Source organism: Massilia sp. IC2-476, assembly GCF_020707295.1.
Lineage (GTDB): Bacteria > Pseudomonadota > Gammaproteobacteria > Burkholderiales > Burkholderiaceae_D > Telluria.
On sequence record NZ_JAJFER010000005.1, the window covers coordinates 169,523 to 192,601 of the forward strand.

A 23,079-nucleotide genomic window follows, 5' to 3' on the forward strand; every position below is an offset into this window, starting at 1 on the left:
GCACATAGTACCCGCCGCAAAGGGCAAAACGCCTGGAGAGGTGAACTACAGGTACTACTTCATGGCGACGGTGTTGCTGTCGATGCGGCCCGCGTCCCAGCCCCCGCCCAGAGAGCGGATCAGGGCCACGGTCGTCACCGCGCGGTTGCCGCGCAGCTGGACCGCGGTGCGTTCGACCGCGGCCAGGTTGCGCTGCGCGTCGAGCAGTTCGAGATAGCTGGAGCGGCCGGCGTCATACAGCTTCTGCGCCAGGTCGGCCGAGCGGCGCGCCGCTACCAGCGCCGCGTCGATCTGCTCGGCCTGGCCGGACAGGATGCGCAGGCCGGCCAGGTTGTCCTCGACCTCGGCAAAGGCCGTCAGCACGCTCTGGCGGTAGCTGCCCACCGATTCTTCCAGCACCGCTTCGCTGCGTTCGACATTGGCGCGGTTGCGGCCGCCGTCGATCAGCGGCATCGAGGTGAGCAGGCCCAGGACCCATGACCGGCTGCTCCACTTGAACACTTCCGAGAAGGCGCCGCCGACGCCGCCGCCGGCCGCGCTGATGGTCAAGGCCGGGAACATCGCGCCACGCGCCACGCCGATACGGGCATTCGAGGCTTCCATCGCACGCTGCGCGGCGACAATATCCGGGCGGCGTTCCAGCAGCGAAGACGGCAGGCCGGCCGGGATGGCCGGCAGCAAGGTCGCATCCAGCAGCGGGCTGGGGCCGGCCACGTAGTTGGCGGCCGGTTCGCCCAGCAGGACCGCGAGCGCATGCTCGGCGGTCGCGCGCTGACGCTGCAGGCCGATGGCTTCCGCACGCGCCGTCGCCAGCTCGGTACGGGCGCGCGACAGGTCGAATTCGCCGATGTCCCCAAGGTCGAAGCGGCGCTGGGTCACTTTCACGCTTTCCTCGCGCAGGCGCACGGTCTGGCCCACGGTATCCAGCTCGGCGTCCAGGGCGCGCAGGCGGAAGTAGGTTTGCGCCACGTCCGCCTGCAGGGCCAGCAGCACCGAGCGGTAGTTCGCCTCGGACGTCGCCGCATCGCTGCGCGCCGCCGACACGCCGGCCGCCACGCGGCCGAACAGGTCGACCTCGTAGCTGGCGGTGAGGTTGGCTGTGTAGCTCGTTACCGCCTGGGTCGGCGCCCCCTGCGGCAGGCCGGATTCCAGCGCCGACGGGCGGGCGCGCTGCGCGCCGATGCCGACGCCGATTTGCGGCACGCGGTCGGCGGCGGCGATGCCGGCGATCGCCCTCGCCTGCTTGACGCGGGCGGCCGCCACCGACAGGTTGGCGTTGTTGGCGCTCGCTTCTTCGACCAGGGCGGTGAGCGCCGGGTCCTGGAAGGCGAGCCACCACTGGCCGCGTGGCTGCTGCTCGGCCGGTTGCGCCGGCTTCCAGCGCGAGCCTTCGATGCCCGCGACTTCAGTCGCAGGCGCCACCTGCAGGTTACGGAAGGCGGTCGGGGTCTCGACCGCCGGCTGTTTGAAGTCCGGGGTGGCGCAGGCGGTCAGCAGCAAGGCTGCCAACAGCGGGGCCACGCCCCTTGCGATCATGCTCTTCATCTCAGTGCACTCCTTCCAGGTCCAGGACCGGGGCCTTTGCTTTGGCTACCGGTGCTTTTTTCTCGAAACGCTTGGCCAGGCTGCGCAGCAACACGTAGAACAGCGGCGTCAGGAACAGGCCGAAGAAGGTCACGCCCAGCATGCCGGCGAACACGGCCACACCCATCGCGTGGCGCATCTCGGCGCCGGCGCCGGTCGAGAACACCAGCGGCAGCACACCCATGATGAAGGCGATCGAGGTCATCAGGATCGGACGCAGGCGCAGACGGGAAGCTTCCAGCGCAGCCTCGACGATGCTGCGGCCGTGGTCTTCCAGCTCGCGGGCGAATTCCACGATCAGGATCGCGTTCTTGGAGGCCAGGCCGACCAGCACGAACAGGGCAATCTGGGTGAAGATGTTGTTGTCGCCACCCGAGAGCTTGACGCCCACCAGCGCGCACAGGATCGACATCGGCACGATCAGGATCACCGCCAGCGGCAGGGTCCAGCTCTCGTACTGGGCGGCCAGCACCAGGAACACCAGCAGCACGCACAGCGGGAACACGTAGATCATGGTGTTACCGGCCAGGATCTCCTGGTAAGTCAGCTCGGTCCATTCATAGGCGATCCCTTTCGGCAGGGTTTCCTTGGCCAGCTGCTCCATGATGGCCTGGGCCTGGCCCGAGGACACGCCCGGCGCCGCGCCGCCATTCAGGTCGGCCGCCACGTAGTTGTTGTAGCGCTGGACGCGGTCCGGACCATAGCTGTCCTTCACCTGCATCAGGGACGACAGCGGGATCATCTCGCCCTTGTCGTTGCGGACCTTCAGCTGCGCGATCTGCTCGGGCTGCGAGCGGAACTGCGCGTCGGCCTGCACCCGCACCTGGTAGGTGCGGCCGAACTGGTTGAAGTCGTTCACGTACAGCGAACCCAGGTTCACCTGCAAGGTCTGGTAGATGGTCGACAGCGGCACGCCGAGCTGCTTGGCTTTCACCCGGTCGACGTCCGCGAACAGCTGCGGCACGTTGATCTGGTAGCTCGAGAACACGCCCGCCAGTTGCGGCGTGCCCCAGGCCTTGGCCTGCAGCGCCTGCGTGGCTTTATACAGTTCGTCGTAGCCGAGGTTGCCGCGGTCTTCCAGCATGAGCTTGAAGCCGCCGGTGGTGCCCAGGCCGTTCACCGGGGGTGGCGGCAGCACCATTACGAAGGCGTCCTTGACTTCGCCCATGCGCTTGTTGATTTCGGCGGCGATGGCTTCGGCCGACTGCTCCGGGTGGCCCTTGCGCTCGCTGAAGGGTTTCAGTCCGGTGAACACGATGCCGGCGTTCGGCGCATTGGTGAAGCCGTTGATCGACAGGCCCGGGAAGGCGATCGAGGATTCCACGCCCGGGATTTCCTTGGCAATGGTCGACATCTTGCGGATCACTTCATCGGTGCGGTCGAGCGAGGCGGCGTCCGGCAGCTGGGCGAAACCGATCAGGTAGCCCTTGTCCTGGGCCGGCACGAAGCCCGGCGGCACCACCTTGAACATGAAGACCGCAGCAATGCCCAGCGCCAGGTAGACGCCCAGCGTCGCAGCTTTGCGGCGCAGCACCGTCTTCACGCCGCCTTCGTAGCTGTGTGAGGCACGGCCGAAGAAGCGGTTGAAGCCGGCGAAGAAGCGGCCCAGCACCTTGTCCATGGCGCGGGTCAGCGCATCCTTCGGCGCGTCGTGCGCTTTCAGGAGCGCGGCCGACATGGCCGGGGCCAGCGTCAAGGAAACGAAGGCCGAGATCACGGTCGAGATCGCGATGGTCAGGGCGAACTGGCGGTAGAACTGTCCGGTCAGGCCCGAGACGAAGGCGATCGGCACGAACACGGCGCACAGCACCAGGGCGATCGCGATGATCGGTCCCGAGACTTCCTTCATGGCCTGGATGGTCGCGTCATGCGGCGACAGGCCATTGCCGATGTTGCGCTCGACGTTTTCCACCACCACGATGGCGTCGTCGACCACGATACCGATCGCCAGCACCAGGCCGAACAGCGACAGCGTGTTGATCGAGAAGCCGAACATCAGCATCACGGCGAAGGTGCCCACCACCGACACCGGCACCGCCAGCAGCGGGATGATCGAGGCGCGCCAGGTCTGCAGGAACACGATCACGACCAGGGCCACCAGCACCACGGCTTCCAGCAGGGTCTTGATCACCGAATCGATCGACTCGCGCACGAACTGGGTCGGGTCATACACGATGCTGTACTCGACGCCTTCCGGGAAGTCCTTCGAAAGCTCTTCCATCTTGGCGCGCACGTCGCTCGACAGCTGCAATGCGTTGGCGTTGGGCGCCTCGAAGATCGGGATCGCGACCGCCGACTTGTTGTTCAGCAGCGAGCGCAGCGCGTAGGAGCTGGAACCCATCTCCAGGCGCGCCACGTCCTTCAGGCGCGTGACGGCGCCGTCCTCGCCGGCCTTGACCACGATCTCGCCGAACTCTTCGACGCTCGACAGGCGCCCCTGGGTGTTGACGGTCAGCTGGAACTCGGCGTCCTTGGAAGGACCCTGGCCGACGACGCCGGCCGCGACCTGCACGTTCTGCTCGCGGATGCTGGATACCACGTCGCCCGCGGTCAGGTTGCGTGCGGCGACCTTTTGCGGATCGAGCCAGACCCGCATGGCGTAGTCGCCCGAGCCGAACAGCTGGACTTCGCCCATGCCGTTCAGGCGCGCCAGCTGGTCCTTGATGTTCAGCACCGCGTAGTTGCGCAGGTACAGGTCGTCATAGCGGCCGTCCGGCGAATTCAGGTGCACCACCATGGTCAGGTTCGGCGAGCTTTTCACCGTGGTGACGCCGATCTGGCGCACCTCCTCGGGCAGGCGCGGCAGCGCGCGCTGCACCCGGTTCTGCACCTGGCTCTCGGCGCGGTCGATATCGGTACCGATCGCGAAGGTCAGGGTCAGTGCCAGGGCGCCGTCCGAGGTGTTCTGGGAGCTCATGTAGAGCATGTCCTCGATGCCGTTGATCTGCTCTTCCAGCGGCGCGGCCACGGTTTCGGCGATCACCTTCGGGTTCGCGCCCGGATACTGGGCGCGCACCACGACTGACGGCGGCACCACCTCCGGGTACTCGGACACCGGCAGCTTGAAGATCGAGATCAGGCCGCCGACGAAGACGATCACCGACAGCACGACCGCGAAGATCGGCTTGTCGACGAAGAAGCGGGAGAAATTCATGTTCTTACTCCTTGCCAGCAGTATTCAGCGCCAGCTTGGCGCCGTCCTTGGCCGCCACAGCCGGGGAGTCCATCGGCACGATCTGCGGCGTGACCGGGGCGCCCGGACGCACGCGCTGCAGGCCATTGACGACGATCTTTTCACCGGCCTTCAGGCCGCTGCGCACCACACGCATGCCATCCACCACCGGGCCCAGTTGTACCTGCCGGTATTCGGCCTTGCCGTCGGCGCCCACCACCACCACGTACTTGCGGCTCTGGTCGGTGCCCACCGCGCGGTCGTTGATCACGATCGCCTGGTTGGCCACGCCGCTGCCCACCTGCACACGGGCGAACAGGCCGGGGGCCAGCGAACGGTCCGGATTGGCCAGGGTGGCGCGCATGCGCACGCTGCCGGTACGGGCGTCTAACTGGTTGTCGACGAATTCCAGCTTGCCCTCGTGCGGGAAGCCTTCTTCGTTGGCCAGGCCCACCTTCACCACCGCCGGCTGGGCGCGCTGGGCACGGGCGCCGACGCGCAGGTAGGTCTGTTCGTCGCCGTCGAAGCTGGCGTAGATGCGGTCCGTCGACACCACCGAGGTCAGCACGGCGCTGGCGTCGACCAGGTTGCCGAGGGTGATCTCCGCTTTCGAGACGCGGCCGTCGATCGGCGCGGTGATGCGGGTGTAAGACAGGTTCAGGCGCGCCGCTTCATACTGGGCCTGGGCGGCGCGGGCGCTGGCGTCCAGTTCCTTCTGGGCCGCGGCCTTTTCGTCGAATTCGCGCTGGGCGATGGCTTTGTCCGCCAGCAGGCGCTCGGCGCGCTGCAGCTCCAGGCGCGCCAGGTCGGCGCGGGCTCTGGCCGCGTTGGCGCTGGCGCCGGCGCGGTCGGCTTCGGCCTGGTAGGGACGCGGATCGATCACGAACAGCACCTCGCCCTTCTTCACTTCGGCGCCCGGCTTGAAGTTGACGGCGGTGATGTAGCCGCTCACACGCGGACGGATCTCGACGGTTTCCACGGCTTCCAGGCGGCCCGAGAATTCCTGGGATTCAAGCACCGGCTTTTCGATGACCACGGCGGCGGAGACCGGCGGTCCGGCCGGCGCGGCTGCTGCCGCCTCGGTCTTGCTATTGGCGTCGGAGCAGCCGGCGAGGACGGCGCCTGCCAGGCCGGCGGCGGCCAGCAGGCCGACGAGCGATTTCACTTTGCCCATGCTTCTTTGTTGGTTAGTCATGATCAACCTTTCTTATTGAGGAGACAAAAACATCCCTACCGCAGCCGGGTACGAGCCGAATGCGAGGAAAAAGGGGGCCCTGTCCGCGCCCTGGGGGCGGATGGCCGATTCGTTACAGGTAAGGAGACCGCTTTGTTGCGGTCAGGGCGCCGGCGTCAACAGCGCATCGGGCGCAGGTGGTGCATCTTCATGGCTCACCTCTTTCGTAGACGGTCCCTCACGTCGCCCGGGGCGACGGATTTTGGGAAAAACAGGGCCTCCCCGCGCCTTCGCGGGCACGGTGTTCAGGGAGGAACGGTATCGGGTACTGGTGCTGGCCGGTCAGCGGTCCAGTAGTGCAAGGAAGCTGGAAATCTCGGACAGGGCGTGCGCCTTGCATGCACATTCATTGCGCCCGTCCGGGTCCTGCAGGGGAGCCGGCGGCATGCGCCGCACCGTGGTGCGCACGCCGGCGTTGATCAGTTTTGCGCCGTATTGTTCGGCCTCGTCGCACAATGGGTCGTCCTCGGCGGAGAGGATCAGGGCCGGCGGCAGGTTCTTCAGCCGGGTCGAGCGCAGCGGCGAGGCGTACGGGTGCGAGCGGTCGGCCGCGTGCGGCAGGTAGCCGCGGTAGGCGGCGGCGCAGTCGCTGGTGACCTTTTCGCGGTCCGGACACTGGTTCATCTGGCGCATCGAGCAGGTCGACAGGCCCGGGTCCAGCATCGGCATGATCAGGATCTGGCCGGCCAGCTTGGGGGCGGCGCGGTCGCGCGCCATCAGGGCGCACACGGCCGCCAGGTTGGCGCCGGCTTCGATTCCCATCACCACCAGCTTCTTGCCGGACCAGCCCAGCTTCGCCTTGTGCTTGGTGGCCCACAGCACCACGGCGTGCGCGTCCTCCACCGCGGCGGGGAACGGGCTGACCGTCGCCAGGGTGTAGTTCGAGGCCAGCACGGCGCGCTCCGTGTTGCACTGGGCCAGGTGGCGCAGGAATTCGTCCGCTTCCTGCAGGTCGCCCGAGACGAAGCCGCCGCCATGGAAGAACACGATCAGGGTGTCGCGTTTTGCGACGTCTCCCGAGGTGTACAGGCGTGCGGCCAAGGCGCCCTGCGCGCCGGCGACTTCCAGCTCGCGCACCTCGACGCCGGCGTCGACCACCTGTTCCAGCACCGCGCTCATTGGCGGCCTCCTTCGGGCATGGCAGCCCAACGGCTCGCTTGCGCGTCCGCGCATTCCTCGCAACGCATTTCGACCTCCATCGAGAGCGCCTTCAGGCCGCGCGCTTCCGCGCCGGCAGCCTGCGAATAGGCGTCGGTCCCCAGCAGGCCTGCAAGCGCTACCCCGCTCAGGGCGACTGCTACCGTGGTGAAGATTCCGTCCCGAATACTCATGGCCAGCTCCGTGAAGTGTGTTTACTTTTTGTTGCGATGCACACACTATAGCCATGGACTACAATCAGATAAAGATGTCAATAACGAATTGATTGTTCAGAACACCGAACAATCGAAGAATCCAGAATGAAAGGACCATGATGAACAAGCTCCAGGCCATGGAAGTTTTCATCCAGGTCGTCGACTGCGGCAGCTTCACCAAGGCGGCCGAGATGCTCAACCTGCCGAAAGCGACCGTCTCGACCCTGGTCCAGACGCTCGAGTCGACGCTCTCGGTCAAGCTGCTGCACCGCACGACGCGCCAGGTGATGATCACCTCGGACGGCGCCGCGTATTACGAGCGCTGCGTACAGATCCTGTCGGACGTGCGCGACGCCGAGGAATCGCTGTCGCGCCACCGCCTGAGTCCCAGCGGCCGGCTGCGCGTGGATACGCCCACCGGCCTGGCGACCGAGATCCTGATCCCCGCCCTGCCCGCCTTTTTCGAACGCTATCCCGACATCACCCTGGAACTGGGCAGCACCGACCGCCCGGTCGACCTGGTCGAGGAAGGGGTCGACTGCGCGGTACGCGGCGGGGAGCTGATCGACCCGAACCTGATCGCGCGCCGCATCGGCGTGATCAACTTCGTTACCTGCGCCTCGCCCGCCTACCTGGAGCGCCACGGCGTTCCCGAGCACCCGCGCGACCTGGTGCGGCACCGCTGCGTGAACTACTTCTCGGCCAAGACCGGCAAGGTCTACAAATGGGATTTCACGCGCGACGGCGAACGCATCGAGGTCGACCTGCCCGGCGCGATCGCACTGAACGATTCCACCGCCTACGTGCAGGCCGGGCTGGCGGGCCTGGGCGTCATCATGATGACGGACTACCTGCTGGTGGAGCACCTCAAGACGAGACGCATGGTGCAGATCCTGCCCGAGTGGAGCATCGACCAGCTGCCGGTGCACATCGTGTATCCGCAGAACCGCCACCTGTCGGCCAAGGTGCGCGTGTTCGTCGAATGGATCTCGGAGCTGTTCGCCGGGCACCCGAACCTGCGCCTGCAAGCGCCGCGCCTGGCAGTTCAACCGGAGCTGGAGACGGTGTAGAATCGGCCAAAACGACAGAGCCACCGGAGACAAACATGGACCACAGCTCGCAGCCGCGCAACATCGACATCCTCTTGGCGCGCTACGCCGAAAGCCACCGCAACCACACCAACGAGATCATCCACTTCGTGTGCATCCCGCTGATCGTCCTGAGCCTGCTGGGCATCCTGTGGGCGCTGCATCCGGTGGTGGCGATTGCCGTGACGCTTGCTTCGCTCTACTACTACGCGAAGCTGTCGCGCGGCTTTGCGCTCGGCATGGGCGTGATGAGCGCCGTGATGCTGGGGATCCTGGCCCTGCTGCCGGAGATGACGGTACTGCCGGTGTCGATCGCGATCTTCGTGGTGGCCTGGATCGGCCAGTTCATCGGCCACAAGATCGAAGGCAAGAAGCCCTCCTTCTTCGAGGACCTGCGCTTCCTGCTGATTGGCCCGCTGTTCGTGCTGTCCTTCCTGTACCGCCGCATGAATGTCGCTTACTAGTAGGGTGGTCGGCTCTGCCGACCGCGCGGTGATAGTTAGCGAATGAAACGCCGCTTCGGCTGCTCTGGCGACAGTCGAACGCGCGGTCGGCGAAGCCGACCATCCTACCCTGCAACAAACGCGCGAAGCACGTATACTCGCGCGATGCCCTCTTCCGTCCTGTTCACCGTCGCCTCGCTGATCTGGGGTTCGACCTTCTTCGCGATCACCCTGCAGCTCGGTGACGTGCCGCCCGCCGTCTCGGTCGCGTACCGTTTCTTCCTGGCCGCCGCCACCCTGTTCCTCATCTGCCTGCTGCGGCGCGACCGCCTGCGCCTGCCGCTGCGCACCCATGGCTGGATGGCGCTGCAGGGCATACTGACATTCTGCATCTCCTACCTGTGCACCTATCAATCCGAGCAGTATGTGGTCTCGGGCCTGGTGGCGGTGGTGTTCGCGCTGATGGTGTTCTGGACGCCGCTGCTCAGCAGCCTGTTCTTCGGCACCACCATCAGCCGCCGCACGGTCGGCTGCGGCGTGGTGGCGATCGCTGGTGTCGCCCTGCTGTTCTGGCATTCGATCGGCACCGCCTGGCGCGACTTCCAGGCGGGCGGCAGCCCCACCTTCATCGCCGGCGTGGTGCTGGCGCTGGCCGCGACCATCGCCAGCTCGGCCGGCAGCATCGTGGTCAGCAAGGTCAAGGAACAATGCGAGAACCTGCCGCTCACCATGGCCTGGTCGATGCTGTGGGGCGCCTCGCTCGTCACGGTCTGGTCGCTGGCCCACGGCGACCGTTTCGTGCTGCCGTCCAGCCCCACCTACTGGGCCGGCCTGGTCTACCTGTCGATCTTCGGCTCGGTGATCGCCTTCTTCGCCTACTTCACCCTGATCGGCCGCATCGGCGCGCAGAAGACCGTGTACATCGGCGTCATCACGCCGGTGCTGTCGGTGCTCCTGTCGATCAAGCTCGAAGGCTACCGTCCCGGCGCGATCGAATTCGCCGGCATGGTCCTGTGCCTGGCCAGCGTGGCCTGGGCCCTGCGCGCGCCCGCAGCCAAACCCGTGCAATCCGCAAACCTGAACAATCCACTCGAAACACCATGACCACTTTCTCGATCCGCCCCGCCACTCCTCTCGACGTCGCCCACATCCACTCCATGATCGTGGAGCTGGCCGTGTTCGAAAAACTCGAGCACCTGGTGGTGGCCACCGAAGCCCTGCTGCATGAAGGCCTGTTCGGCGAGCGCCCTTCGTGCGAAGCCATCATCGGCGAGGAAGACGGTGAAGTGGTCTGCTTCGCGCTGTTCTTCCATAACTTCTCGACCTTCCTGACGAAGAAGGGCCTGTACCTGGAAGACCTGTACGTGCGCCAGTCGCACCGCGGCAAGGGCTATGGCACGAAGATGCTGACCCGCCTCGCGCAAATCGCAGTCGAGCGCAATTGCGGCCGCTTCGAGTGGTCGGTGCTGGACTGGAACGAACCGGCCATCGGTTTCTACAAGCAGATGGGTGCGGAGATCCTGCCCGACTGGCGCATCTGCCGCGTCACCGGCGATACGCTCACGGCACTGGCCGAACGCCGCGCCTGAACGAACCGCCGCAGCAGACAAAGAAAAACCCACGGGGCCTGGAGGCGCCGTGGGCGAACCCATTTTGTCAAATGGGGAGGGGAGATGGTGAATCACACGCTTACACTATAGGTGTGGATTCTTAATGATCAATTAAGCCTTACATTCGGTTACCCTTGTTACGAAGCTTGTTTCGCCTGTCCTTGGGGTCATCATTCCCGAGTTGGAATTTCGCGGTTTGACGCGAGTCAAGCTGAACCGATTCAGGCCGGAGCTGGTTGCGTAGGCGTCACACGGAGAGATGGGCGGCACGCACGATGCCGCCGTTGACGACACTGCGGCAGGGATTGAAACCGATGGCATAGGCCAGGTCGGCCGGCCGCGCGATGTCCCACAGCGCCAGGTCGGCGCACTTGCCCACTTCCAGGGTGCCGATTTCCTCCTGCAGACCGAGTGCGCGCGCAGCGTGCGCTGTGGCGCCCAGCAAGGCTTCCTGCGGCGTCAGACGCCACAGGGTGCAAGCCATGTTCATGGCCAGCAGCAGGGAAGTCATCGGCGAGGTGCCGGGATTGCAGTCGGTTGCTACCGCCATCGCGACCTTGGCCTCGCGCAGCGCGGCGATCGGCGGCTGCACGGTCTCGCGCAAAAAGTAATAGGCGCCGGGCAGCAGCACGGCCACCGTGCCGGCGCGCGCCATCGCGTCGATGCTGGCCTGGCTCAGGTGTTCCAGATGGTCGGCCGACAGGCCGCCAAAACGCGCCACCAGTTGCGCGCCCTGCTGGTCCGACAGCTGCTCGGCATGCAGCTTGACGGGCAGGCCAAGCCTGCGCGCGGCCAGGAACATCCGTTCGGTCTGCGCATTGCTAAAGCCGATCCGTTCGCAGAAAGCGTCGACCGCATCGACCAGACCTTCTTGCGCAAGCCGCGGCAGCATGTCCTCGCACAGGGCATCGACATAGTCGTCGGCGCGGCCCGCGAATTCCGGCGGCAGCGCATGGGCGCCGAGGAAGGTGGTGGCGACCCGCACCGGCAGGCGCTGCCCGACCTGGCGCGCCGCGCGCAGCATGCGTGCCTCGGACGCCAGGTCCAGTCCATAGCCCGACTTGATCTCGAGCGTGGTCACACCCTCAGACAAGAGACGCGCCACGCGCGGCAGGCTTTGCGCCAAGAGCGTGTCGACGTCGGCCTCGCGCGTGGCGCGCACGGTGGACATGATGCCGCCGCCCTGGCGCGCGATGTCCTCGTAGCTGGCGCCGTTCAGTCGCGCTTCCCATTCGTTGCTGCGGTTGCCGGCGTGGACGATGTGGGTGTGGCAGTCGACCAGGCCAGGCGTCATCCAGGCGCCGCCGCAGTCGTGCTGCGCCATGGCCGGCGGCGCATCGGCACGGGGGCCGAGCCAGGCGATGCGGCCATCCTTCACGGCCAGCGCGGCATCCCGTATCTCACCGTAGCCGTTCACCATGGTCGCCAGGTGCAGGTTGGTGAACAGCAGGTCGGCCGTGTCACTCATAGGATTCTTCATCCTCTTCGTCCCCGTGGTACCAGACGTCCACGATGTAGATCATGCCCTGCCCCGCTTCCAGCTTCCAGCGCGAGCCGGATTCCAGCACCACGGCGTCGTAGCGCACCATGCCGATGCGCTCCTTTTCGTTGGACAGCTCGAGGGTGTCGCCTTCCGCCAGGAACAGCACGGTGATGTCGGCGCGCGCGACGAATGTGGCAACTGCGGTGGAATCGCCCGACAGCCGGCGGCGACCGAAGGTGTGGTAGCAGATGTCGCTGCGGGTCATGACATTGAAGTCGGTGCTGCCGCCGCGGCTGAGCTTTGCTGTCACGGTCGAGCTGCCGTCGAAGGCCACCACCGGATCGCCGTCGGTAATGAGAATCGGGTCGCCGTCGATGTCGAGTGTCATGCCATGCCCCTCGACCAGCGCCAGCGTGCGGTCGACACCGGGGAACAGCGAGAAGGCGCCATCCTTTTCGATGGTGGCCAGGCTGACGCGCCACTCGAAGTCCTCGAAGCCGGCGTCCGGCGGTCCGATGGCGATTTCGGTCGTGCTGCCGCCGCCGTTCTTCCAGGGCACCGGCGACAGGCTTGCGAACGGGATCAGTACGGTCATTGGCTCACCTCACGTAATTGGGTCATGGCCTGGCGGTAGCGCTGCGTGATCGCGTCCTGCGCCACGTGGCGTCCACCCTGCACCACCCAGCGCCCGCCGCACAGCACGTCGCGCACCAGGTTGTCGTTACCGCAGAACAGGAAGCGGCTTAGGACATCCGCATCCTGCGCGCCGTCCAGGTTCGGATGGCTCCCGTCCAGCACCAGCAGGTCGGCGCGCATGCCTTCCGCAAGGAGACCCACCTTGCGCCCGGTCGCCTGGGCGCCGCCACGCAGGGCGGCCTGCCACAAGTACTGGCCGACTTCGCGCTGCGCCGGCGTGAATGCCACGTTGCGGCGCTGGTGCAGCAGGCGCTGGCCGTACTCCAGCCAGCGCAATTCCTCGACCGGGCTTTGCGATACGTGGCTGTCGCTGCCGACGCCAAAGCTCCCGCCCGCCGCGATGAAGGGCTGCAGCGGGAACAGGCCGTCTCCCAGGTTCGCCTCAGTGGTCGGGCACAGGCCGGCGACGGCGCCGCTGCGCGCGAGCGCCTGCACTTCCTCGTCGTTCAGGTGAGTCGCATGCACCAGGCACCAGCGTTCGTCCACGCTGAGCTGTTCCATCAGGTATTCGACCGGGCGCCGGCTAGAAAACTTGATGCTCTGCTCGACCTCGGCCTGCTGCTCGGCGATGTGGATATGCAGCGGCCGCCCAGCCGGCAGGCTGGCCGCCAGCTCGCGCACCTGGCCGATGGTGGCCGCGCGCAGCGAATGCGGGGCGGCGCCCACTTCCAGCTGGCCGCCGCGCAGGGGCGACAGCGCCTCGACGATGCCGAGGATGTCGTCGACGCCGGTGCGGAAGCGCCGCTGCTCGGGGCGCAGGGGCTGCTCGCCGAAGCCGGCATGGCTGTACAGCACCGGCAGCAGGGTCAGGCCCATGCCGGTGGCGTGGCCGGCAGCGGCGACCCGCTCGGCGGTTTCGGCCGGGCGCGCATAGGTTTCACCATCGGGGCCGCGCTGCAGGTAATGGAATTCGCACAGCGAGGTATAGCCGTGGCGCAGGCATTCCGCGAACAGCTGGGCCGCAATGGCCTCGATCTGCTCCGGCGTGATGCGCGCGGCGAAGCGGTACATCAGGTCGCGCCAGGTCCAGAAGCTGTCCGGTCCATCGCCGGCGCGTTCGGTCAAGCCGCCAAGCGCGCGCTGGAACGCGTGCGAGTGCAGGTTGACCATCCCCGGCAGCACGTAGTCGGTGCGCGGAACGGTCAGCGGCGGCGCGGCCTGCGCCTGCACCCGGGTCAGGTCGCCGTGCGCATCCCATTCGAGCAGCACGTCGCGCTGCCAGCCGTCCGGCAGGAGCGCATGGCGGGCGAACAGGGCTCTCATGTCCGCACCCAGTCTGCGGCGGCGCCGATCATCCGCTCCAGCAGCGGCTGGACCTCCGCCGCGACCTCCGGCCGGTATTCGAAGGGCGGCTGTTCGTTCATGTACAGGCACTGGCACATCTCGAGCTGGATCGCGTGCACGCCCTGCTCCGGCTGGCCGTACTTGCGCGTGATGTGGCCGCCCTTGAACCGGCCGTTGACGGCGATGCTGAAGCGGTCCTGGGCGCGGGCCACGCCGACCACCGCCTCTTCGAGTCCAGGCGCACAGGACTTGCCGTCGGCGGTGCCGAAGTTCAGGTCCGGCAGGCGGCCTTCGAAGAAGCGCGGCACGATCGAAGCGATGGAGTGCGCGTCCCACAGCACCACGCGGCCATACTGCCGCTTCAGGCGGTCCAGCTCCGCGCGCAGCTGCTCGTGATAGGGCATCCAGTAACGCTCCAGGCGGCGCCGCACTTCCGCCTCGTCAGGGATCTTGCCGGGCAGGTAGAGGCTTTCGCGGCCGAAGGTATCGACCGGGCACAGGCCGGTGGTGTCCATGCCCGGATACAGGTTGGTGTTTTCCGGCGGGCGGTTCAGGTCGATCAGGTAGCGCGACCAGCGTGCCGAGATGGTCGATACTCCCATCTCTTCCAGGAAGCCGTACAGTTCGGGCAGGTGCCAGTCGGTGTCGGCGCGCGCACTGGCGCAGGGTGCCATCGCGCTTGCCACCTCGTCCGGGATGTCGGTGCCCGCGTGGGGCATCGACACGAGGATGGGGAGACTGCCTGCCTTGAACCGGAAATCCATGTCCTCTCCTGTTGATTGCTTACGGGTGCAGTACGGTGAACAGTTCCTTGCACGAGGCCGACAGTTCGCCGTTCACGACCATCAGGCGCGCGGCCTCGATGTCGGGAGCGAAGAAGCGGTCGGCGTCGTAGGGCGCTACCCGCGCACGCAGTTGGGCATGCACGTGCTCGAGATGGTCGGAACTCGTCAAGGGACGGTGGAACTCGATGCCCTGCGCCGCCGCCAGCAGTTCGATGCCCACGATCACGGACGTATTGTGCGCCATCTGATCCAGACGGCGCGCCGCGAAGGTCGCCATGCTGACGTGGTCCTCCTGGTTCGCCGAGGTCGGCAGGCTGTCGACACTGGCGGGATGGGCCAGCGATTTATTCTCCGAAGCCAGCGCGGCAGCGGTGACGTGGGCGATCATGAAGCCCGAATTCAGGCCCGGCTCCTTGACCAGGAAGGCCGGCAGGCCGGACAGGTTGGCGTCGATCAGCAGCGCGATGCGGCGTTCCGACAGCGCGCCGACCTCGGCGATGGCCAGGGCCAGGGTGTCGGCGGCAAAGGCAACCGGCTCGGCGTGGAAGTTACCGCCCGAGATGATCGCTCCATCCTCGGGGAACAGCAGCGGGTTGTCGGTGACGGCGTTCGCTTCGATCAGCAGGGTGCGGCCGGCATTGGCGATCAGGTCCATCGCCGCGCCCATCACCTGCGGCTGGCAGCGCAGGCTGTACGGGTCCTGCACGCGCTCGTCGCCCACCAGGTGCGAGGCGCGGATGGCGCTGCCCGCCACCAGTTCGCGGTAGATCTTCGCGGCCGCGATCTGGCCCGGCTGGCCGCGCACCGCGTGGATGCGCGCATCGAACGGCGCATCGCTGCCGCGCGCGGCGTCGACCGACAGCGAACCCGCCACCATGCCCGCTTCCAGCACGCGCTCGGCCATGAACAGGCCGTGCAGCGCCAGGGCGGTCGAGACCTGGGTGCCGTTGATCAGGGCCAGGCCTTCCTTGGCGGCCAGGGTCACAGGCTCGATGCCGGCGGCGCCCAGGGCCTGCTTCGCGTCCATCAGCTCTCCACGATAACGCACCGGACCCACGCCCAGCATGGCCAGGGTCATGTGGGCCAGCGGCGCCAGGTCGCCCGAGGCGCCGACCGAACCCTGCGACGGGATCGCCGGCATGATGCCTGCGTTGTACAGGGCGATCAGGGTCTCGATGATCAGGGGGCGCACGCCCGAGTAGCCGCGTGCCAGGCTGCCGATCTTGGTCAGCACGATCAGGCGCACGATGTTGTCCGCGATGAGTTCACCAGTGCCCACCGCATGCGACAGGATCAGGTTGCGCTGCAGCGCTTCCAGCTGGTCGTTCGGGATGTGGGCCTTGGCCAGGATGCCGAAGCCGGTGTTGATGCCGTAGGCCGGATCACCCTTGGCAGTGATGTCCTGGACCAGGGCGCAGGAAGCTTGCACGGCCTGCCAGGCTTCCGGCGCCAGCTGCAGGGGCACGTGGGCGGCCCAGACGGCGCGCAGGTCGGCCAGACGCAATTCGCCTGGTTGCAGGGTGAGAGTATGGTGCGAGTCGTTCATTGTGTTGCCTTACTTGATCATCGGGAGGTTCAGGCCATTGCGTTTGGCCGTCTCGATTGCGCTTTCATAGCCGGCATCGGCGTGACGCATCACGCCCGAGCCGCTGTCATTGACCAGCACGCGCGCCAGGCGCTTGGCCGCAGCCTCGGTACCGTCGGCCACGATGACCACGCCCGAGTGCTGCGAATAGCCCATGCCCACGCCGCCGCCATGGTGCAGCGAGACCCAGGTGGCGCCGCCGGCGGTGTTCAGCAGGGCGTTCAGGAGCGGCCAGTCCGAGACCGCGTCGGTACCGTCGCGCATCGCTTCGGTCTCGCGGTTCGGGCTCGCCACCGAGCCGGTGTCGAGGTGGTCGCGTCCGATCACGATCGGCGCTTTCAGCTCGCCCGTGCGCACCATCTCGTTGAAGGCCAGGCCCGCCAGGTGGCGCTCGCCCAGGCCCAGCCAGCAGATGCGCGCCGGCAGGCCCTGGAAGGCAATGCGGTCGCGCGCCATGTCGAGCCAGCGGTGCACCCGCGCGTGCTGCGGGAACAGCTCCTTGATCTTGGCGTCGGTTTTATAGATGTCTTCCGGATCGCCCGACAGCGCCACCCAGCGGAACGGGCCGCGGCCCTCGCAGAACTGGGGACGGATGTAAGCCGGCACGAAGCCGGGGAAGTCGAAGGCGTTGTCGACGCCCTCGTCCTTGGCCACCTGGCGGATATTGTTGCCGTAGTCGACGGCATACGATCCCATGGCCTTGAAGTCGAGGATGGCGCGTACGTGCACGGCGCAGGAAGCGGCGGCTGCAGCCTTCAGGCGTGCATGTTGCGAAGGGTCCTGCTGGGCGGCCTTCCACTCTTCCACGGTCCAGCCGGAAGGCAGGTAGCCGTTGATCAGGTCGTGGGCGGAGGTCTGGTCGGTCACCAGGTCCGGCACCAGGCCGCCCGCCTGGGCGCGGCGCACCAGCTCCGGCAGCACGTCGGCCGCATTGCCGAGCAGGCCGATGGAGACGGCTTCGCGCTTGGCGGTGTGTTCCTTGATCATGGCCAGCGCTTCGTCGATGTCTTTCGCCTGCTTGTCGAGGTAGCGGGTGCGCAGGCGGAAGTCGATGCTGCTCTGCTGGCACTCGATGTTCAGCGACACCGCGCCGGCAAAGGTCGCGGCCAGCGGCTGGGCGCCGCCCATGCCGCCCAGGCCGGCGGTGAGGATCCAGCGGCCAGCCATGTCGCCGCCGAAGTGCTGGCGGCCGGCTTCGGCGAAGGTCTCGTAGGTGCCCTGCACGATGCCCTGGGTGCCGATATAGATCCAGCTGCCGGCGGTCATCTGGCCGTACATGAACAGGCCCTTGCGGTCGAGTTCATTGAAGTGTTCCCAGTTGGCCCACTTGGGCACCAGGTTGGAGTTCGCCAGCAGCACGCGAGGCGCGTCGGCATGGGTCTGGAACACGCCGACCGGCTTGCCGGACTGGATGAGCAGGGTCTGGTCGTCTTCCAGCTCGCGCAGCGAGGCGAGGATCTGGTCGAAGCATTCCCAGTTGCGCGCGGCACGCCCGATGCCGCCGTAGACCACCAGCGCCTGCGGGTTCTCGGCCACCTCATTGTCGAGGTTATTCTGGATCATGCGGTAGGCCGCTTCGGTCAGCCAGCTCTTGCAACTAAGCTGGCTGCCGCGCGGGGCGCGGATGACGCGCGAAGGGTCGAAACGGGGGTCGTGGGGCATCGGAGAATTCATGGCGGCTCCTGGGTTGGAATCAGCGATGAGTCTAGGTTGTCTATACAACCAAGTCAATCCATTTATTCGATAACCTTGATGCCCTTGTAGGGTGGGCGGATCTCCCGCCTACGCGTTCAGCCAGTAGGGAAACAGACGCTGCATCTGCTTATAAGGAAGTTGAACGCGTGGGCGGCAAAGCCGCCCATCCTACGGTATACCTCAGCTCATCTTTTACTTCTTGAACACCTGCTTGCCGCCCACCCAGGTCTCCAGCACGCCGGTCTTGAAGATGTCGTAGGTCGGCATGCGGAACAGGTCGCGGTCGATCACGATGAAGTCGGCGTGCTTGCCCGGCTCCAGCGAACCAAGGCTGTTTTCCTGGTGGCCGCTGTAGGCGGCGTCCAGGGTGAAGCAGCGGAAGGCTTCTTTCAGCGACATCGCCTGGTTCGGGTACCAGCCCGCCACCGGCTGGCCGGCGTGGTCCATGCGGGTCACGGCGGCGTGGATGCCGAAGAAGGGATTCGGCGACTCCACCGGGAAGTCCGAGCCGCAGGCGATGCGCGAACCCTGGTGCAGGAAGCTGCGCCAGGCGTAGGCGCCCTTGATGCGTTCCGGGCCGACGCGGGTCTCGGCCATGTTCTTGTCCGAGGTGGCATGGGTCGGCTGCATCGAGGGGATGATGCCGAGCGTCTTGAAGCGCGGGATGTCCTGCGGCGTCACCACCTGGGCGTGCTCGATGCGGTGGCGCTGGGCTTCGCTCCTGGTCGCTTTCAGCTCCTTCTGGTAGATGTCGAGGATCTGCTTGTTGCCGGCGTCGCCGATCGCGTGCACGTTGACCTGGTAGCCCTTGCGCATGGCCTTGGTCATCATCGTGTCCATCTGCGCGCTCTTGAAGAACAGCAGGCCGTGCGAGTGCGGCTCGTCGCTGTAGGGCTTGATCAGGGCGGCGCCGCGGCTGCCCAGGGCGCCGTCCGAGTACAGCTTCACCGCGCGCAGCGCGTACATGCCGTCGCCGTAGTCCTTCAGCGGGCCGTTCTTGGCCAGCTGGTCGAAGTCTTCGCCGGTGCCGCCGATCATGGCGTAGACGCGCGCGCTCAGCTTCTTTTTATCCGCGTAGTCGCGGTACAGGCGGTCCTCCGCCACGCCGATGCCGGCGTCGTGCACGGCGGTGAGGCCGACGCGCGCCAGTTCCTGCAGCGAGCGGTCGAGCACCATGCGGCCCTCCGCTTCCGTCTGCGCCGGCATCACCTTGGTCACCAGTTCCTGCGCCGCGTCGACCAGTACGCCGGTGGCGTCGCCGTTCGCATCGCGCATGATCTTGCCGCCGGCCGGGTCAGGCGTCGACTTGGTGATGCCGGCCAGCGCCAGCGTGCGGCTGTTCGCCCAGCCGGCGTGGCCATCGACGCGTTCCAGCCAGACCGGGCGATCGGAAACGACAGCGTCCAGTTCCTGCGCGGTCGGGAAGCGGCCCAGCTTCCAGTTCTCTTGGTTCCAGCCGCGGCCGCGGATCCAGGCGTGATTGGCGTTGGCCTTGGCGTAGCTGGCGATGGCCTTGGTCGCGTCAAGCAGCGAGGTGGTGCCGGAGAGGTCGAGCTGGGTCAGCTGCTGGCCCAGGCCGAACACGTGGCCGTGCGCGTCGATCAGGCCCGGCAGCACGGTGCGGCCACCCATGTCCACCTGGCGTGCGCCCTTGGCCTTGGCCGTCACCTCCGCATTGCTGCCGACAGCGGTGATGCGTCCGCGGTCGTCGAAAGCCAATGCGCTGAACTGCACCAGGTCGCCCTTGGCGTTCAGGGTGTAGCCGTTGGCATTGGTAATGACGGTGTCGGCATGGGCCGACGACAGGACGCCGAGACCGGCGAGGACGATCAATGAAGACAGGGGGATCTGGCGCGCACGCATGTGTTCTATTCTCCGTGTTGTATAGACGTCTGCGCCTTGTGGGCGCAGCACGGAGCAGTGTATAGAAAATCAAGGTGCGGGCATAGCCAGCCGTTCTACCCCGCGTCGTGGAAGATGATGCCGAGGGTGTGGCGGGTGCCGCGCCGCAGCCGGCTCACGCCATGGCGCATCGCGACGCGGTAGACGCCGCGCGTGCCCTGCACCGGCCGCTGGTTGACGGCGAAGACGACCGCATCGCCCTGCTGCAGGGGCACGACTTCGGCGCGCGACTGCATGCGCGGGCGCTGCTCGGTCAGGACGAATTCGCCGCCTTCGAAATCCTCGCCGGGCCGCGACAGCAGCACCGCCACCTGCAGCGGGAACACCAGCTCGCCGTACAAATCCTGGTGCAGGCAGTTGTAGTCGCCCTCGCGGTAGCGCAGCAGCAGCGGCGTCGGCTTGAGCTGGCCGGCCGCATGGCAGCGCGCCAGGTAGTCCGCATGCGCATCGGGGAAGCGCGTGTCGCTGCCCAGCGCGGCCTGCCAGCGATTGGCAATCCGGGCCAGCGGTGGATACAGGCTGGCGCGCAGCGCCGCCAGCGGCGCCGGCAGCGGATAGGCGAAGTACTGGTACTCGCCGCGCCCGAAGCCGTGCCGTTCCATGACCACGCGGCTGCGAAACAGCGCCGGCCGGTCGTACAGCGCGGCCGCGGCTGCGCAGTCCTGCGGCGCCAGCAGGCCCCGGATGAGGGCGCAGCCATAGGCGTCGAGGTCCGCGCTAACACCTTCCCAGTCGATCACTGCCCGGCCTCGCGATCCAGCAGCGTGCGCTTTCTCTCGATGCCCCAGCGGTAGCCGGACAGCGCCCCGTCCGTGCGCACCACGCGGTGGCAGGGAATCGCCACCGCCACCGGATTGGCCGCGCAGGCACCGGCCACTGCGCGCGCAGCGCTCGGCATGCCGAGCCGTTCGGCCAGTTCGCTGTAGCTGACCGTCCTGCCGGCGGGAATCGCGCGCAGCGCTTCCCACACGCGGCGCTGGAAGGCGGTGCCGCGCACGTCGAGCGGCAGGTCCAGGCCCAGGCCAGGCGCCTCGACGAAACCGATCACCTGCGCCACCGTGCGCTCGTACTCCGGCTCGGCGCCCACCAGCTCGGCCTGCGGGAAGCGTTCCTGTAAATCCTGCACCAGCGGTTCCGGTTCGTCGCCGATCAGGATCGCACAGATCCCCTTGTCGGTGCTGGCCACCAGGATCGCGCCCAGCGAACAGCCGGCCACCGCGAAACGGATGGTCTCGCCCTGCCCGCCCGCGCGGTAGCGCCCCGGCGTCATGCCCAGCAGTCCGGTACTGGCGTCGTAGAAGCGCCCGCTCGAGCCGAAGCCGGCGTCGTACAGCGCGTCGGTCACGCTGGGCGCTTGCGCCAGGCCCTGCTGCAGGCGCGCGGCGCGGCGCGCGCTGGCATAGGCCTTGGGCGTGATGCCGGTGTGCGCCTTGAAGATGCGGTGGAAGTGGAAGCGGCTCATGCCCACGGCCTGGGCCAGGCTGTCGAGGTCCGGCGCGTCCTCGCTGTCCTCGATCAGGCGGCAGGCCTGGGCCACCACGGCGGCCTGGCGTTCGGCCAGCGAAGGCTGGTCCGGTTTGCAGCGCAGGCAGGCGCGAAAGCCGGCCGCCTGCGCCTCGAGCGGGCTGGCGTGGAAGGCGACGTTGGCGCGCAGCGCCCCGCGCGAGGGGCAGGACGGGCGGCAGTAGACGCCTGTGCTGCGCACGGAATAATAAAACTGGCCGTCGGCGTCGCGGTCGCGGCGCTGCACGGCGGCCCAGCGCGCCTCGTCGGTGTTGTAGATGGTGGTCATGGCTGTCATGGCGAACTCCCGGTTCGGTCGGAATGTGCGTAGCCTAAGCGCCTGTCCGCCGCAGGGAACTCCGGGTCTTGCTTTCAAATTGCGATGATAAAATCCGGTGTCCGCGGCCACGTGCCGCTTCACGCTTCCCCGGAGAGTAGTTTGGAAGAACCCATCGCGCAAGACAGCACCCCCATTTTCCAGCGCATCAAGGATTACCTGGTCGGGGAGATCGCCTCCGGCCGCTGGAAGGAAGGCGACCTGGTGCCGTCCGAGCAGGCGCTGGTGCGCCAGTTCGGCGTCTCGCGCATGACCGTCAACCGCGCCGTGCGCGAGCTCACCGCCGAGCAGGTGCTGGTGCGGCGCCAGGGCTCGGGCACCTACGTGGCGCCGCAGAAGTACCAGGCAACGCTGGTCGAGATCCGCAACATCGCCGACGAGATCCGCGCCCGCGGCCGCGCCCACCGCAGCCATTTGCGCCTGCTGCGCGAGGAGCCGGCGCCGAGCGAGGAACTGGCCGCCGAATTCGAGCTGGCGGCAGGCAGCCGGCTCTACCACTCGGTCATCGTCCACTTCGAGAACGACGTGCCGATCCAGGTCGAAGACCGCTGGGTCAACCCGGCCTGCGCACCGCATTACCTCGAGCAGGACTTCGGCAGCATCACGCCCAACGAGCACCTGATGGCGGCCGCGCCGCTGCAGGGCGCCACGTATGGCATCGAAGCCCAGCCGGCGCCACCGGAAGTCGCAGCGATGCTCGGCATCGGCGAAGGCCTGCCCTGCCTGGTGCTGCACCGCCTTACCACCTCGGGCGGACGGATTGCCTCGGTGGCCACGATGTGGCATCCAGGCCACTTGGCGCGCTTTACGGGCAGCGTTTGACACCGACAGTCGTTCAATAACGCCACCTGACCGGAAAACTTCGCCATAATGGCTTCCTTCCAGACGCCGCCAAGTTTTCCCGCATGAAGCCACCCGACCCGTCCGCACCGCACAGCGCACCCAGGCGCGTGCTGCTGCTCGACGACGACCGCTTCATGCTCAACGTGCTGTGCGACATGCTGGACATGCTCGACAAGGGTGGCGCCGGCGGTCCTTTCGACGTGCTGGCCGAGATCGACGCCCGCCGCGCGCTCGACCTGCTGCCGCGGCACGCGCCCGAACTCGTGATCTGCGACCTGGCCATGCCGGACATGGACGGCATCGAGTTCCTGCAGGCCGCCGCCGTGCAAGGCTTCAGCGGCCGGGTGATCGTGCTGTCGGCCCTGGAAGACGGGGTGCGCGATGCCGCCACCGAGCTGGCGCGCGCCCTTGGATTGCAGGTGGCGGGAGCCTTCCGCAAGCCGCTCGCGATCGAACAATTGCGCCTTGCGGTGCAATGTTGAG

20 protein-coding genes are annotated in these 23,079 nt (G+C 67.0%); 6 read left to right on the forward strand and 14 right to left on the reverse strand.

All coding sequences use genetic code 11. The features are described from left to right. Positions 1 to 54: 54 nt before the first annotated feature. From LK539_RS15015 to LK539_RS15035, 5 genes are all read right to left on the reverse strand, one after another. Complete coding sequence (locus tag LK539_RS15015) at positions 55 to 1,545, reverse strand: efflux transporter outer membrane subunit (protein WP_227801827.1); 1,491 nt, start codon at positions 1,543 to 1,545, stop codon at positions 55 to 57. A 1-nt stretch (position 1,546) separates the two neighbouring features. After that, complete coding sequence (locus LK539_RS15020) at positions 1,547 to 4,738, reverse strand: efflux RND transporter permease subunit (protein WP_227801829.1); 3,192 nt, start codon at positions 4,736 to 4,738, stop codon at positions 1,547 to 1,549. A 4-nt stretch (positions 4,739 to 4,742) separates the two neighbouring features. Beyond that, positions 4,743 to 5,930: an efflux RND transporter periplasmic adaptor subunit gene (locus LK539_RS15025; RefSeq protein WP_227801830.1), complete on the reverse strand. Its 1,188-nt coding sequence runs from the start codon at positions 5,928 to 5,930 to the stop codon at positions 4,743 to 4,745. Between the two features lie 342 nt (positions 5,931 to 6,272). Next, positions 6,273 to 7,109: an alpha/beta hydrolase gene (locus LK539_RS15030; RefSeq protein ID WP_227801831.1), complete on the reverse strand. Its 837-nt coding sequence runs from the start codon at positions 7,107 to 7,109 to the stop codon at positions 6,273 to 6,275. Next, complete coding sequence (locus LK539_RS15035) at positions 7,106 to 7,321, reverse strand: hypothetical protein (protein WP_227801832.1); 216 nt, start codon at positions 7,319 to 7,321, stop codon at positions 7,106 to 7,108. Before LK539_RS15035 ends, LK539_RS15030 begins: the two co-directional genes overlap by 4 nt. A 140-nt stretch (positions 7,322 to 7,461) precedes the next feature. Between LK539_RS15035 and LK539_RS15040 the strand changes: the two genes are divergently transcribed. From LK539_RS15040 to LK539_RS15055, 4 genes are all read left to right on the forward strand, one after another. Then, positions 7,462 to 8,412 carry a LysR family transcriptional regulator gene (locus tag LK539_RS15040; protein ID WP_227802091.1) on the forward strand — a complete coding sequence of 317 codons (951 nt, stop codon included), beginning with the start codon at positions 7,462 to 7,464 and terminating at the stop codon, positions 8,410 to 8,412. Between the two features lie 35 nt (positions 8,413 to 8,447). Continuing rightward, on the forward strand, positions 8,448 to 8,894 hold the full coding sequence (locus tag LK539_RS15045) for a DUF962 domain-containing protein (protein WP_227801833.1): 447 nt from the start codon (positions 8,448 to 8,450) through the stop codon (positions 8,892 to 8,894). Between the two features lie 144 nt (positions 8,895 to 9,038). Then, positions 9,039 to 9,977: a DMT family transporter gene (locus tag LK539_RS15050; protein WP_227801834.1), complete on the forward strand. Its 939-nt coding sequence runs from the start codon at positions 9,039 to 9,041 to the stop codon at positions 9,975 to 9,977. Continuing rightward, positions 9,974 to 10,462 carry a GNAT family N-acetyltransferase gene (locus LK539_RS15055; RefSeq protein WP_227801835.1) on the forward strand — a complete coding sequence of 163 codons (489 nt, stop codon included), beginning with the start codon at positions 9,974 to 9,976 and terminating at the stop codon, positions 10,460 to 10,462. The genes LK539_RS15050 and LK539_RS15055 overlap by 4 nt, the downstream gene beginning before the upstream one ends. Before the next feature lie 268 nt (positions 10,463 to 10,730). On the opposite strand, the gene hutI is transcribed toward LK539_RS15055, so the two are convergent. The 9 genes from hutI to ada all read right to left on the reverse strand — a co-directional run bounded on the left by hutI (position 10,731) and on the right by ada (position 21,714). Beyond that, complete coding sequence (gene hutI / locus LK539_RS15060) at positions 10,731 to 11,951, reverse strand: imidazolonepropionase (protein ID WP_227801836.1); 1,221 nt, start codon at positions 11,949 to 11,951, stop codon at positions 10,731 to 10,733. Then, positions 11,944 to 12,561 carry a HutD family protein gene (locus tag LK539_RS15065; protein ID WP_227801837.1) on the reverse strand — a complete coding sequence of 206 codons (618 nt, stop codon included), beginning with the start codon at positions 12,559 to 12,561 and terminating at the stop codon, positions 11,944 to 11,946. Before LK539_RS15065 ends, hutI begins: the two co-directional genes overlap by 8 nt. Then, positions 12,558 to 13,925 carry a formimidoylglutamate deiminase gene (locus LK539_RS15070; RefSeq protein WP_227801839.1) on the reverse strand — a complete coding sequence of 456 codons (1,368 nt, stop codon included), beginning with the start codon at positions 13,923 to 13,925 and terminating at the stop codon, positions 12,558 to 12,560. The genes LK539_RS15065 and LK539_RS15070 overlap by 4 nt, the downstream gene beginning before the upstream one ends. Then, positions 13,922 to 14,710: an N-formylglutamate deformylase gene (hutG, locus tag LK539_RS15075; protein WP_227801840.1), complete on the reverse strand. Its 789-nt coding sequence runs from the start codon at positions 14,708 to 14,710 to the stop codon at positions 13,922 to 13,924. The genes LK539_RS15070 and hutG overlap by 4 nt, the downstream gene beginning before the upstream one ends. A gap of 19 nt (positions 14,711 to 14,729) precedes the next feature. Next, entirely contained in the window at positions 14,730 to 16,277 is a 1,548-nt protein-coding gene (gene hutH / locus LK539_RS15080; protein WP_227801841.1) for a histidine ammonia-lyase, read from the reverse strand. 9 nt (positions 16,278 to 16,286) lie between these two features. Continuing rightward, positions 16,287 to 17,990: a urocanate hydratase gene (hutU, locus tag LK539_RS15085; RefSeq protein WP_227801842.1), complete on the reverse strand. Its 1,704-nt coding sequence runs from the start codon at positions 17,988 to 17,990 to the stop codon at positions 16,287 to 16,289. Between the two features lie 213 nt (positions 17,991 to 18,203). Beyond that, complete coding sequence (locus tag LK539_RS15090) at positions 18,204 to 19,874, reverse strand: amidohydrolase (RefSeq protein WP_227801844.1); 1,671 nt, start codon at positions 19,872 to 19,874, stop codon at positions 18,204 to 18,206. A 95-nt stretch (positions 19,875 to 19,969) separates the two neighbouring features. Further along, positions 19,970 to 20,701: a 2OG-Fe(II) oxygenase gene (locus LK539_RS15095; RefSeq protein WP_229520757.1), complete on the reverse strand. Its 732-nt coding sequence runs from the start codon at positions 20,699 to 20,701 to the stop codon at positions 19,970 to 19,972. Beyond that, a complete protein-coding gene (gene ada / locus LK539_RS15100; RefSeq protein ID WP_373889547.1) occupies positions 20,650 to 21,714 on the reverse strand; it encodes a bifunctional DNA-binding transcriptional regulator/O6-methylguanine-DNA methyltransferase Ada in 1,065 nt (354 codons plus the stop codon). Before ada ends, LK539_RS15095 begins: the two co-directional genes overlap by 52 nt. Positions 21,715 to 21,855: 141 nt before the next feature. Here ada and hutC point away from each other — a divergent pair, with 141 nt between their 5' ends. Next, on the forward strand, positions 21,856 to 22,575 hold the full coding sequence (hutC, locus tag LK539_RS15105) for a histidine utilization repressor (protein ID WP_227801846.1): 720 nt from the start codon (positions 21,856 to 21,858) through the stop codon (positions 22,573 to 22,575). An 83-nt stretch (positions 22,576 to 22,658) separates the two neighbouring features. Next, positions 22,659 to 23,078, forward strand: coding sequence for a response regulator (locus tag LK539_RS15110; RefSeq protein WP_227801847.1), 420 nt, complete (start codon positions 22,659 to 22,661; stop codon positions 23,076 to 23,078). Position 23,079 lies beyond the last annotated feature (1 nt).